Below are 11,366 nucleotides of genomic sequence, written 5' to 3' on the forward strand. Positions count from 1 at the left end.
AGGTAGGGAATTCTTGTTTCCTCCACCATACCTGAATTCAAATACTCAAACAGCTTGGCAAACAGCCCCGAAGTGGGCTGAATATTATTAACCCCGTGCAAGGTGCTTTGCTGAATCTCATACTCCCACCAATCTCCCTGCACCGCCGCTCGGGGTTTTGAAAATGCGATGTCCTTGGTTTTTGGGAGGAAAAAGGTAAAGGGTAATATTGGGTTTACACCAAAAACAGGGAAGTTAGATCGATCAATTCATTTTGATTTTCACGCCATCGGGGATTTCTCTTTGTTTTCAAAATACCGCTATGGATACGATTTTACAGTTTTGGTTAAATTCTTTGGGATCCAACTCCACCATGTCGCTGGCATTTAATCCATCCTTAGATCCTGAGTAACATTCCTTATCAAGGTGGAATTGTACTCCAGTTAGTGACTTAGTACTCGCCCAAAACGAATCCGATACGTAAGAATAAAAAATTTCAAAATCAGGGTAAGTTTTGGTAAAATCTGAGAGAGAAGAATTCACAGAAATCCCGTCTTTCGTTTTGCATCGGCGTGACCCGACCCATATCTTTTGGATGGTCATTTCTTCCAATACAATGTCAAAGAGTTTACCCGACTTGTCGCTAACCGATACCATGTTTAAGGTATCAATCCCTTCATCCGTGTAAGAAGGGCTCAACTTTTTTTCATAATTCAGTTCAGGGGATTTCTCGGAATAGGTATCACCGATTTTAAATCCTTCAATGGAATTCCCTTCTATGATATATTCAGTGTCAATAGAGGCCGTTTCAATTGTATTAGAATTGGTCAATTTCTCTTTGGATTCTTTGGTCTGAGAACAGCCAAATAGAAGCATTCCGGTTGCCATCAATAAAAAAATGTGTTTTCGGTCTTTCATCTGATTTGATTTATTCGTGGTTTGTGGAGGTTGGATATTGAGGTATCCCAATCAACCTGACGCAATTTCTTGCTACTTGTATCCTCATTTAGACATTTTTAACAGACTAAAATTAAGATCAAAAAGGTATATCCCAATGGAAACAGGGGGGAATAAGGAAATAAAATAGGAACCCAAAATAGTCTGACGACTCAAAGCCTTCCTTTTGGATTCAAAATAATTCTAAAAAAACCTGCACTTTTTTTTTACCCATCGACCAACCATATCTACAGCAGCCTCCGTAATGGTTCAAATTCAAAAATTTTATGTTCCACAAAAACTGAAAACAACATGTTAAAGAAAATTTTAATGGCTTCCATTTTTATGGGAATTATCAGTGGATGCCAACAGGAAGAAGGATTGCCGGGAGAGGATATATCTGTCACAGAAATAACCGAAGTTGATCTTCCCCAATCGGCGGTAACATTTATTTCTGACAATTTTGAAGGAGAGGTGGTTACTTCGGCTTTTCGGATTACCGACGGAAAGGAAGTTTCATTTGAAGCAAATCTCACCAATCAGATGAATTTGGTGTTTTCCGAAAATGGTAGGATCCGGGCTTTCGGCGAAGATGGTGCGGAAGTGGATTGTGAAGGAAGACACAGAAAAAGAGGTGGCTTTGGACGTCCTCCGAGAAGGCCGGGAGAAGATGGACCCAAGCCAAATGTGATCGACCCTGCTGATTTGCCGGATGCTGCAAAACAATACCTGAGGGAGAACTATTCTGAAAATGAACTAATTAAAGTCATTTTCATTGAACGGGAAGAGTTGAACCAATACCATGTCCTTGTCAAGGAAATAGGAATCGTGATTTTCGATGCAGATGGAGCGTTTTTGAAATTGAGGGAAAAACCGGTAAGGATCTGCCCAAATTTCCAAAAAATTGAAATTGAAGACCTTCCGGAAAGCATTACTTCCTACATCGCAGAGAATTATCCCGACAATGAAATTTTAAGAGCCCGCAAGGGTACCAGAAAAGAAGAAGTGGAAATACATGTCTTGGTGGCCGGCGTAGGCGCTTTGATTTTTGATGAAAGCGGCGAGTTTATTGAATTGAAAACCTGTGGTATGAATAAAGGATAAGTATATATTTGGTTTGGCTTTGACTCCGGGGATCGAAATATTCCCGGAGTCATTTCAACATTTCGAATGACAGAAGAGGAAAAGCACTTGATTTTGGGATGCAAGTCCAACCAGAGAAATGCACAGGCAGCGTTTTATAGGAAATATTATGGCTTTGCCATGAGTATTTGTCTGAGGTATTCCCACTCCAGGGCCGAAGCCGAAGAAATGATCAATGATGGTTTTTTGAAGGTATTTACCAACATAGAAGCCTACAATCCTGAACTGGAAATCAAAGCATGGATGAACAGGATTTTTGTCAATACGGCCATAGATCATTTCAGAAAGAATAAAAAACATTACTTCCAGGATGATATCGATCAGGCATACGATGTGTCAAGCGGATCTGAAGATGCATTGGAAGCACTTTCGGCAGAGGAAATTATGGTGCTGGTTCAAGGTCTTTCACCTTCTTATAAAATCACCTTCAACCTCTATGTCATGGAAGGGTACAAGCATCACGAAATCGCCGAGAAACTCGGGATTTCAGAAGGGACATCTAAATCCAACCTGTCTATTGCAAGAGCAAAATTAAAGCGGGCACTTTTGGAAAAATCCAATTAAAGAAAAATGGAAAAGTTTGATAAAAAAATTAAAGACAAGCTATTATCCTTTCCTACTGAGGAAAAGCCAAATGATGATGCCGTATCAAACATGATGGATTTGCTTGATCAGGCGCTTCCTTTGGAGTCCAAAACCCGGGTCCTAAATCCTATTGCTGACACCAAAAAACCAATTCACATTGTCTATAAAATCGCAGCCTCATTGACCTTTGTGATCATTTCCCTTTATGCCCTGATCGCATTCAATGAAGTAACTGTCGAAGTGGGCAAAACCGCATTTGAAAAAGTGGAATTGCCTGACCGATCGGTCGTCCATATGAATGCTGATTCCAGAATCGTGTACAATAAATTTTTATGGAATTTCAGCAGAAAAGTAACCTTTGAGGGAGAAGGATTCTTTGAAATCCAAAAAGGTGAAAAATTCGAAATCTATTCCACTTTAGGAATGACTCAAATCCTGGGCACGAGTTTTAACATTTATTCCCGTCCCGGAAAATATGAAGTGGAATGCCTCAGCGGAAAAGTAGCTGTCACTTCCAATGCCACACAGAAAAAAGTGGTACTCTTACCGGGTGATGGGGTGGTTTTAAACCAATCTGATACGCAGTCTTATTCCCTTTCCACTCCAACCAGCCCCACATGGCTGAATGGTGAATTTTATTTTGAGGAGGAGAATGTTGAAGATGTCATCTCAGAATTAGAAAGACAATTTGACCTTGAAATCTCGTTTCCTGAGGAATTAAGAAATCAAAAATATACAGGCTACTTCGACAATAAGGACCTGGAAAAAGCACTCAAATTGGTTTGTGAACCCTTGGGTTTACAATACGTCCGCAACGGCAATTCATTGGAATTTACATTTACCAAATAAACCTATAGATCAAAATATCATCTAAATCCAAAATACTGATGTCCGCTTCCCCTTAGGGCTTGTTGTTTCAACAACAAAATGAGTTTCAATCATCGAAAACCCGCATGCTGAGAACCCTCTTTCCTGTCCTTTTTTTTATTCTAATTGCCAATGTCACGTTGGCAAATCGGGCAACTGTGGTCAATGAGGAATTTAGAAATGTTCCTCTCAAAGAAGTCATTCAGGTTTTGAAAAGAAACTACCGACTCAAGGTCGCTTTCAGTGACAAAAATGTCCGGGATGTTTTGGTCAATGTAAGCATCCAGAATCTTTCGATTGAGGAAGCTTTTGTGAAGATTTTGGAAAATACAAACCTCAGCTTTGAACTGATAGATGAGAATACCATCATCATCAAAAAGCAGAAGCAAAAGCAAAATGAACCGCCTGCACTCTCTGAATTTTCAGGAGTCATCAGTGATGCCATGACAGGTGAAAACTTACCTTATGCGGCGGTTTGGAATGAGGAAAACCAAACAAACTTTCTGTCAAATGAGGAAGGCTATTTTTTCATTTCTGATACCAGAAAAATCAACAAAATCCGTGTTTCCTATCTTGGATATCAGGATACTGTTCTCGTACTCAGTGAACAAAACCAACATAAAAGATTACAGATTGGGCTGAAAGCCAAGGTGACCGAACTAGAAGAATATATTCTCGCAGATCAGGAAATTGATAATTTCAGTACGGCAGGTCAAGCAGGCAAAATCACTTACAACCCCATCAATGCGAGGCAGACTCCTTCCGTGGGAGAGGTGGATGTATTGAGATCTCTTCAGTTATTGCCCGGGGTAAATGCGACCAATGAAATTTCTTCCGGACTCAATATCAATGGCGGGACCAACAACCAGAATCTGTTTTTATTCGATGGATTCACCGTCTATCACGTTGACCATTTTTTTGGGTACTTCAGTGCTTTTAATCCTTATGCTATCAAGTCTTTGAGACTTTACAAAGGCGGTTTTGAAGCAAAGTATGGTGGCAGGGCGTCAAGTGTGGTCGATATTTCGGGAAAGGATGGCAACCGAAATGAGACAAAAGGTTCCTTGGGATTTAATTTGCTGAGCGTCAATACGTCCCTGGAAGTCCCCTTGTCTGACAAAGGCGCCACTTTATTCTTTTCGGGTAGAAGGTCTTACACTGATGTGTGGTCTTCTTCGCTGTTTGAGGATATTTTTTCCATTTTCGAGAGCAGCATAACTGAAGGTCCTCGAGGTCCTTTATTCCCGAGGACGATCCAATCCGAGGTAAAACCCGATTTTTACTATTCAGATATCAACTTCAAAATATCTTCCAAAGTAGGCGCTAAAAATCAAATTTCATTTAGCTTTTATGACAGCAATGATCTGCTGAACTATACGGAAAAGTCACAGGTAAATTTTAGAGACACCCTTTCAGTGTCAACAAAAAAGCTGGGGGTAATAAACTGGGGAAACGTGGGAACCTCCCTGAATTTTTCCAGGCAATGGAATAGCAACAATCATACAAGCGCCCTTATTTCTTATTCATTTTATGAAAGCACTTTCCAGGAAATCGCAACTTCTGAAGTCAAATCAAGCGGTCAGGGTAATTTCCAAACTGTAGCATCACAGGATCAGCTCAATAATATCGAGGATTTTACCATCAAACTCGATCATGAATGGACCCTTGGAAATTCGAGTACCATCGAAACAGGAATATCAGGTTCTCTGTATAACAATCAGCTGAAATATGTGGCAAATGATTCCTTGCTGGTAGATAAATCCGAGCTAAACGAATACCTTTTGGCACATTATTTACAAGGGACTTTTATCCTCAGCCCAAGCTTCTCCATCTCTCCGGGACTTCGCAGCAGCTATTTTTCTTCCACGGGGAAAATTTATTTTGAGCCCAGATTTTCATTTATCCATAAGCTTAATGAGTCACTTCAATTAAAGGGAGCGACAGGGATTTATAATCAGTTTATCAACCAATCCAATACCAAGAATGTCCTGCAGGGAAGCCGCGATTTCTGGATTTTGGCCAATGGCAAGAATGTTCCGGTCCAGCTAGCTTGGCATGGCTTGTTGGGGATTGAATATGCGGTAAACAAAAACCTTTTCACTTTGAGCTTATTCCAAAAAAACTTTAAAGGATTGATGGAATACGCGTTTAGAAATGGGAGTCTGATTACCCAATTTGAAGACCAAAACAGGATTTTCACTTCAGGAGACGGGGTAGCTAAAGGAGTGGAAATGATGGTCAAAAGAGATTTGGGAAATTTTTCAAGTTGGGTGACCTATACCCTGTCTCAGGTAAAATATACATTTCCAAGGATAAATCAGGGCAGGGCCTTTTTTGCAGACCACGATCAGCGTCACGAGATCAATTGGTTTGGGGTATATGCATTCAAGAATTTTGAGTTTTCGGCTACCTGGATTTATGGATCAGGAAAGCCGTTTTCCTCCTTTGAGGAGGTTGTCACCAGGCCATCAAATTCCCAAAATGGTCCTCAGATAATCCAGTTACAGATTCCTGAACGGAATGGCGAAAGATTGCCAGCATACCATAGGTTGGATGTAAGTGCAAGGTATTTTCTAAACCTTGGCAAGTCCAGGGCCAATGTTTCATTGGGTATTTTTAACCTCTACAACAGAGAAAATATTCTCGACACCAAAGTTTCAGTGGTCGCTCCCCGTGACAGGAGGAACAACAGGGATCAAATTCTTGCGACTACTTATGTGCCCCTGATGGGAATTACGCCAAATGTTTCTTTTGAGATCAATTTCTAGGTAAACCAAATTCCCTTTGCCGGCGGTAAGGAGTAGTTCTGAAATGGGAGGGGTTACTTTGTAGAATATTGAACTTTTCTACAGGAAAAGAATTATTGGTAATGATAGAAATCCCCCAAATACAATAACCCAGGAAATAATACTAATTATCCCTATATCTTGAGGTGAATTTCTATATTTTTTATAAATTTTTAAGTACCTATCACTGCCTTTAAACCAAAAAATGTTAGCAAAAAGAAAAATAAAGCCTGATCAAATAAATATATGCCTATTCTCTGTTTGGAATCCATCAAGATTAAATAAACTAGTTATAATAATCGTACTGCTAAACAAATAAACCCAAAATGAAGTCGAAATTAAACTGGTAGCAGTAAACCACGGTACATCATTTTTATAATTTCCGTCCTTATAATAGAATTTAAATGCATGAAAGAAAATCAAATTATACCATTCCATAAGTTTAAGTTATTTTTCCACCCCTCCCTTGATCTGTATTCCCAATCTTAGATGCTTCGACTTGGTAGGATAAATTATCCCACTCTTTTAATCCCTCAGCTGGTTTTTTTAAATTTCATTGCCGTTTCTTTTTTCATTTTGTTCCCTTGAATATTGATATACCAGATTATCCTTGAATTTAAACAAATCAGAATTTTTGGGTTTCACAATCAAACCGCTGTTGATACAGTCAAGTGCATCAATTGTCATTTCTAAATCTTGGTAAATTTGTGCCTTCAAAATATGTCCTTCAATGGAATGAGGAAATAATTTAATAGCTGAATCAATTAATCCTAGAGCAAGATCATAATTCCTTTGAACCCTGTAAACCATGGCGATTCGAAGATTACAATCAAAAATAGATTCGCGCATTACTCCGGGAAACTTGTTCTTTTCGGCATTGGCAATGGCCCGTTTAAAATCTTCAATTGCTTCTTCGAAAAATTTAAGCTGAAAATTGCATAACCCGCGATAATAAAACCCATAAAAATCATCTTCCATAGAAATGACCATTTCATTGGCCAAGGAGATAGATTCTAACCATTTTTTTTCCGAATAAAGCGATTGCATAGCTTGAAGTTTCTTCCATTGTTTGTTAGCCTTCTTTAAAAATGATGGAATCGAAAGAACCTTCTTTACATTCATGCTTTGGGAGACTTTTTCAGAAATGCTCGATTAATAAAACTTCTAAAACTAAAAGTAATATCATAAAAGTGATTGGGATTTCAAAATAATAGAATCTTTCTCGGATTTATTAATTTTACGATAGATCCTTGTTCCAAAAAAGTCTGTCAGCTCTCAGCCTTCATCCTTTTCTTTGCGTCTTCCCGTCTTTGCGAGAGATATCTTTTATCGGTCTTTGCTGGCTATGCGGGAATATCTGTATTTGTCGTCTTTGTGCCTTTGTGTGAAATACCGCCTTTGATTTTTAAACATTCCTGAAACTTATTGACTTTCTAGATTGTATTTACCTCAAATCAACAGAAAGCAACTTTTGCATGATCAAGATCATCGTCGGTACCAACCGCAGAAATTCCGTCTCAGAAAAAATAGCATTGATATATCAGGATCTTTTGGCCAAAATGGACACGCCATCGGAGATTTTATTATTGGAAGATTTGCCTCATGATTTTATTTTTTCGGCCCTTTACCATAATAACGGTAAAAATGAGGGCTACAATAGCTTTCACCAAAAAGTCAAAGAAGGGACGAAGTTTGTCTTCGTCGTACCGGAGTACAACGGTTCTTTCCCCGGCATTTTGAAAGGATTTATAGACGGGATGACTTATCCCAACTCTTTCCGCAATAAAAAATGTGCCTTGGTCGGCATTTCATCAGGAATAGGCGGGGGTGGCATCGCTTTGAGCCACCTCACCGACATCTTCCACTACGTGGGTATGCATGTACTTGCCCTCAAGCCCAAACTAGCCAAGATCGAGGACAATATGTCAGATAACCTGCTCACCAACAGGCTGTACATGGAATTACTCCATACCCAGGCAGAAATGTTGATTAACTTTTAGAGTTAATCAACATTGTCATGCAAAAACCTGTTGTTCTTCAGAAACTCATTTTCGTCAGTCAGGTTGTACCTTGAAATGTTCCTTTCGGAGCTGTGCTGTACATCTGATAACTTCACTTCTTTTCTGAGATAAGCAGGGGTCTCTAATTTATCTTTGAATTCCTCAGGATTCTGGTTGTAAGTTTTGATGCTTTTCAGCTTTTCAAAACGCTCGTGTGCCCTTTGGATTGCTTTCAATTTTAATTGCTCATAATAATCATTGCTATGAGAAGGTTTTGGTTCTTCTGGAACTGTTACGGTTGCTTTTGGAGCTTCTTCGGTGATTTCTTCCTCAGTATCTAGGGTAAAAAACACCTTGTTGCTTTCTGGCTTGGCTGGAACAAATTCAAACTGAGGCTCCATTTCTTCTTCCTTGTTTTCAATTGCAGGAGCAGGAACTTCCACTTTTGGCTTTATTTCTTCAGGCTTACTTTCATTGGCCGGAGTAAACAAAGGCTTGTTGAAAGTAAAGGTGAAAGTCTGACCCGGTGCCGGAGTGGCATCTTCCTCTACTTTGGAAGTTTTGCCTGATTCGAGGTCGATTACTTTTTTGCTGGTATCTTCTTCCATGACAGCGGCAATAACCACTTCTTCTTTCTTACCTGAAGGAGAAGCTGTAGTCAATCTGTCCATTTCAAAACCTGTGGCAATTACGGTAACACGGATACCTTTGCTCAGTTCAGAGTCAATACCCTGACCGAAGATCACCTCGGCATCGTCACCGGCTCTTTCCTGGATGTATTCGGTGATTTCGCTCAACTCGTCCATGGAGAGTTCGTCGTCCTCACCGGACATGATAGAAAGCAATATTTTCTGTGCGCCTTTGATGTCTACGTTGTTCAACAACGGAGAAGCAATGGCTTTCTCAGCTGCACGGATGGCACGTCCTTCACCTTCTTCGGTAGCAGAACCCATTACTGCAGCGCCGGCATTTTTCATTACTGTTTTCACATCTTCGAAATCCACGTTGACATCCTGATGGATGGTGATGATTTCGGCGATAGACTTGGCTGCAGTTGTCAAAACGTTATCGGCTTTGGCAAAGGCCGAACGGATGGCAAGGTTGCCATAGATTTCTCTCAGTTTGTCATTGAGGATGACCAAAACAGTATCGCAGCTTTCTTTCAGAGCTTCGATACCCTGCTGTGCGGCGATCATTTTCTTTCTTCCTTCAAATACAAAAGGGGCGGTAACGATACCCACGGTAAGGATGTCCATGTCCTTGGCGATTTTGGCGATCACCGGTGCGGCACCTGTACCTGTACCACCACCCATGCCGGCAGTGATAAATACCATCTTGGTATTGTCTGAAAGCAATTCTCTGATGTCTTCTTTGCTTTCCAATGCCGCACTTCTTCCTTTTTCAGGATTGGCACCGGCACCTAGTCCTTCGGTCAGGTTTACACCTAATTGAAGCCTCAAAGGAACCGGACTGCTTTTCAAAGCCTGGGCGTCGGTGTTGACCACGACGAACTCCACGTCCTTGATTCCTTGGTTGTACATATGGTTCACTGCATTGGAACCACCTCCTCCAACACCAATCACCTTGATGATTGATTTATGGTTTTTTGGAAGATCAAATTTGTAATCTTTCATGTTATCTGACATTTTTTATCTATTGGTGAACTTGTTTTTCTTTTTAGTATGGTTTTTGTATTGAAAGGGAAGTAGAAGACAAGGTCTTCTACCTCCCTAGTATGATAAGCCCTAGTAATTATTGTCATCATGAATATCATTGGTGATGATATCCTTCAGTTTCTTACCTATGCTAGAGAATATGTTCGGGCCAAATTCTGTTTTTACAGGTTTGGCCTGTACTTTTTGTGTGTTATTGTTTACGCTTTCTTTTCTGAGTCTATAGATGTTTTCCCTTTCGTCAAGAGACTTGAATCCTGCCAAAACCAATCCTACTGAAGTGGCGTACATGGGACTTTTCACTTCTTCGATTTTGGACTTGCCTAAGTGCTCATTTGGATAGCCGATCCTGGTGTCGAGCCCGGTCATGTATTCAAAGAGTTGGGAAACTCCCTGCAACTGTGAACCGCCTCCTGTGAGGACAATTCCTCCTGTGAGTTTTTTGTAATGACCGCTTGCTACCAATTCATTCTGCACGTATTCAATGATTTCTTCCATCCTTGCCTGAATGATGGCTGCGAGGTTTTTGATAGAAATCTCCTTGGGTTGTCTGTTGCGAAGTCCCGGTATGGACACGATTTCATTTGGATTGGCTTCTTCGGCGATGGCTTTACCAAATTTGGTCTTGAGCAATTCGGCCTGATGGTGAAGAACCATGCAGCCTTCTTTGATATCGGCTGTGATGATATTTCCTCCCAAAGGAATGACCGCGGTATGGCGGATGATATTGTCGTAGAAAATCGCAATGTCTGTGGTGCCGCCTCCGATGTCTACCAAGCAAACTCCGGCTTCTTTGTCCTGCTCGCTAAGTACAGACAGAGAACTCGCCAAAGGTTCCAAGATCAGGTCTTGGGATACGAGGTTGGCACGCTTTACACAGCGGTTGATGTTGTTGATGGCTGTTGTTTGTGCGGTGATGATGTGAAAATCAGCTTCCAATCTGGATCCGGACATCCCGACAGGATCTTTGATCCCATCTTCATAGTCCACAATGTAATCTTGTGGCATGACATGTATGATGGTATTTCCGGGAGGCACGACGATGTTTTCCATGTCGTTGGAAAGTCTCCTGACATCCTCTACAGTGATTTCATCCTGATTGGGCTGACGGATAATGACACCGTGATGGATGGTGCTGCGGATGTGCTGTCCGGCAATCCCGACGATCACTTCCACAATATCCACGTCAGCCATGTCTGACGCATCCTGCATCGCCTTTTGGATGGCGTTGACAGTTTTGTCAATATTGGTGACGATACCACGGATGACCCCGTCGGATACGGCCTTGCCCATGCCGAGAACTTCCAACTTTCCAAATTCATTTTTGCGACCGATGATCGCGCAGATTTTGGTGGTTCCGATGTCAAGTCCTACAATCAATTTGTTATTTTCCATAG

At 40.8% G+C, this 11,366-nt stretch carries 9 protein-coding genes; 5 read left to right on the top strand and 4 right to left on the bottom strand.

The features are described from left to right. Positions 1 to 288 precede the first annotated feature (288 nt). On the bottom strand, positions 289 to 897 hold the full coding sequence (locus DQW11_RS10680) for a hypothetical protein (RefSeq protein ID WP_157966096.1): 609 nt from the start codon (positions 895 to 897) through the stop codon (positions 289 to 291). 330 nt (positions 898 to 1,227) lie between these two features. On the opposite strand from DQW11_RS10680, the gene DQW11_RS10685 reads away from it, so the two are divergent. The 4 genes from DQW11_RS10685 (at position 1,228) to DQW11_RS10700 (ending at position 6,278) form a co-directional block, all read left to right on the top strand. Further along, entirely contained in the window at positions 1,228 to 2,019 is a 792-nt protein-coding gene (locus DQW11_RS10685) for a PepSY-like domain-containing protein (protein ID WP_113924059.1), read from the top strand. A 66-nt stretch (positions 2,020 to 2,085) separates the two neighbouring features. After that, the gene (locus DQW11_RS10690) at positions 2,086 to 2,622 is read left to right on the top strand and encodes an RNA polymerase sigma factor (RefSeq protein ID WP_113924060.1); all 537 of its coding nucleotides are present in this window, start codon (positions 2,086 to 2,088) and stop codon (positions 2,620 to 2,622) included. Between the two features lie 6 nt (positions 2,623 to 2,628). Next, on the top strand, positions 2,629 to 3,492 hold the full coding sequence (locus tag DQW11_RS10695; RefSeq protein ID WP_113924061.1) for a FecR family protein: 864 nt from the start codon (positions 2,629 to 2,631) through the stop codon (positions 3,490 to 3,492). 104 nt (positions 3,493 to 3,596) lie between these two features. After that, positions 3,597 to 6,278: a carboxypeptidase-like regulatory domain-containing protein gene (locus DQW11_RS10700; RefSeq protein ID WP_113924062.1), complete on the top strand. Its 2,682-nt coding sequence runs from the start codon at positions 3,597 to 3,599 to the stop codon at positions 6,276 to 6,278. 564 nt (positions 6,279 to 6,842) lie between these two features. On the opposite strand, the gene DQW11_RS10705 is transcribed toward DQW11_RS10700, so the two are convergent. Next, a complete protein-coding gene (locus DQW11_RS10705) occupies positions 6,843 to 7,418 on the bottom strand; it encodes a tetratricopeptide repeat protein (RefSeq protein ID WP_113924063.1) in 576 nt (191 codons plus the stop codon). A 353-nt stretch (positions 7,419 to 7,771) separates the two neighbouring features. Between DQW11_RS10705 and DQW11_RS10710 the strand changes: the two genes are divergently transcribed. Further along, a complete protein-coding gene (locus DQW11_RS10710) occupies positions 7,772 to 8,296 on the top strand; it encodes an NADPH-dependent FMN reductase (RefSeq protein ID WP_113924064.1) in 525 nt (174 codons plus the stop codon). A gap of 2 nt (positions 8,297 to 8,298) precedes the next feature. Here DQW11_RS10710 and ftsZ read toward each other — a convergent pair whose 3' ends face one another. Continuing rightward, the gene (ftsZ, locus tag DQW11_RS10715; RefSeq protein WP_113924065.1) at positions 8,299 to 9,930 is read right to left on the bottom strand and encodes a cell division protein FtsZ; all 1,632 of its coding nucleotides are present in this window, start codon (positions 9,928 to 9,930) and stop codon (positions 8,299 to 8,301) included. Positions 9,931 to 10,041: 111 nt separating this feature from the next. Beyond that, entirely contained in the window at positions 10,042 to 11,364 is a 1,323-nt protein-coding gene (ftsA, locus tag DQW11_RS10720) for a cell division protein FtsA (protein ID WP_113924066.1), read from the bottom strand. Positions 11,365 to 11,366: the final 2 nt, after the last annotated feature.

This window comes from Cognataquiflexum aquatile, from assembly GCF_003316845.1.
Classification (GTDB): Bacteria; Bacteroidota; Bacteroidia; order Cytophagales; family Cyclobacteriaceae; genus Cognataquiflexum; species Cognataquiflexum aquatile.